Raw genomic sequence first — 1,582 nt, 5'->3', positions numbered from 1 at the left:
GGCCGATTCTGTTGAAAAACTCCCCGCCAAATCGAATTTTGGCTATCCTGGAAGACATTGATCGACGGGGGTGAACGTCATGATGGGTCAACAAGGTGGTGGTCAGGACAAACTCTTCTACTCCTTCAACCTTGATGACCATGTTCCACGCACTCACCTGTTGCGGGGTATTGATCGCTATTTCGACCTCGATGGACTTCGCGAGCACCTCGCACCGCACTACAGCCACACCGGTCGGCCTTCTATTGATCCTGAGCTCATGATCCGCATGCTGATTGTGGGCTACTGTTTCGGCATTCGCTCCGAACGACGTCTGTGCGAAGAGGTACATCTCAACCTCGCCTACCGCTGGTTCTGTCGCCTTGGCCTGGAAGACGCAGTCCCCGATCACTCGACGTTCTCCAAGAATCGACACGGACGATTCCGCGACAGCGAAGCATTGCGACACGTCTTTGAATCTGTCCTGCGTCGTTGTATGAGCGAAGGACTTGTTGAAGGTGAAGGCTTCGCTGTCGATGCGAGTGTGGTCAAGGCAGATGCAAATCGTGCTCGCGGATTACCAGGAACGGAAGTCATCGACTGGCGTCAGGGCGACGGTCCGAGCCGGGCGGTGCAAGAGTATTTAAGTGCGCTGGAGAAAGCGAACCCGGCGCCATCTGATGACGTGGAGTCCGCCACACCACCAAAACGAATCTCGCTAACCGATCCGTCCGCACGCTACACCGCCGCGCCAGGTGGGCCAGCGTTCTTCGCATACTCAACAAACTATTTGATTGACCTGCACGCGGGGATCATCGTCGATGTTGAGGCCACACCTGCGCATAGAACGCAGGAGGTAGAGTCCACCAAGACGATGGTCGATAGGGTTGAACAACGCTTCGCAATCAAACCCAAACGTCTGGTCGGTGACACGGCCTACGGAACAGGGGCGATGCTTGGATGGATGGTTCAGGAGAAAGGCATCGATCCGCACGTACCTGTCTGGCAGCGCCCGCCTCGTAACGACGGCACGTTTCCAAATAGCGATTTCCACTGGATCGAGCGAAGCGACGAATATCGCTGCCCTGCAGGCCATGCTCTCCGCAAAGAGCGGCGACCGTTCAAAGCACAGCGCTCGCACATCACGAAGGCCGGCACAATCATCTATCGATCCAGTCAGACAGACTGCGCTTCATGCTCAATGAAGGACCAATGCTGCCCGAACACACCCATGCGAAAAATCGCACGCAGTGTCCATGAGGACGCACGAGAAGAAGCTAGAGCCATTGCAAATACCCCCGCATATAAGCGCTCACGTCGAGAGCGCAAAAAGGTCGAGATGCTGTTCGCTCATTTGAAGCGGATATTGAAGCTGGATCGCCTCCGATTGCGTGGGCCCAGTGGCGCACACGACGAATTCTTGTTGGCCGCGACTGCACAGAACTTACGGCGAATGGCGAAGTGGTTGGCGCCGGTCAGTCAACAAGCAGTGATGGCACCGACTTGAGGTACATCGAGGGCGTGACCTTCGCGCAAATCCCACCACCAACGCCGAGTCCGTGACGACGCGTCACTCAAACCACCTCAGTCCCGGCCTGCAAAG

General features: G+C 56.4%; 1 protein-coding gene. It reads left to right on the top strand.

Going from position 1 to position 1,582, the window contains the following annotated elements:
* Window positions 1–79 precede the first annotated feature (79 nt).
* Window positions 80–1,486 carry a transposase gene (locus tag DK391_RS44010; RefSeq protein WP_109484272.1) on the top strand — a complete coding sequence of 469 codons (1,407 nt, stop codon included), beginning with the start codon at window positions 80–82 and terminating at the stop codon, window positions 1,484–1,486.
* The last annotated feature ends 96 nt before the right edge of the window (window positions 1,487–1,582 follow it).

It is taken from the genome of Paraburkholderia sp. C35 (assembly GCF_003121405.1).
Lineage (GTDB): Bacteria > Pseudomonadota > Gammaproteobacteria > Burkholderiales > Burkholderiaceae > Paraburkholderia.
This window is presented reverse-complemented; position numbering and strand designations above follow the sequence as displayed.

What these genes read in the sequence shown, in the direction of transcription:
- DK391_RS44010 (WP_109484272.1), top strand. Translation starts at nt 80, where the DNA reads ATGATGGGTCAACAAGGTGGTGGTCAGGACAAACTCTTCTACTCCTTC.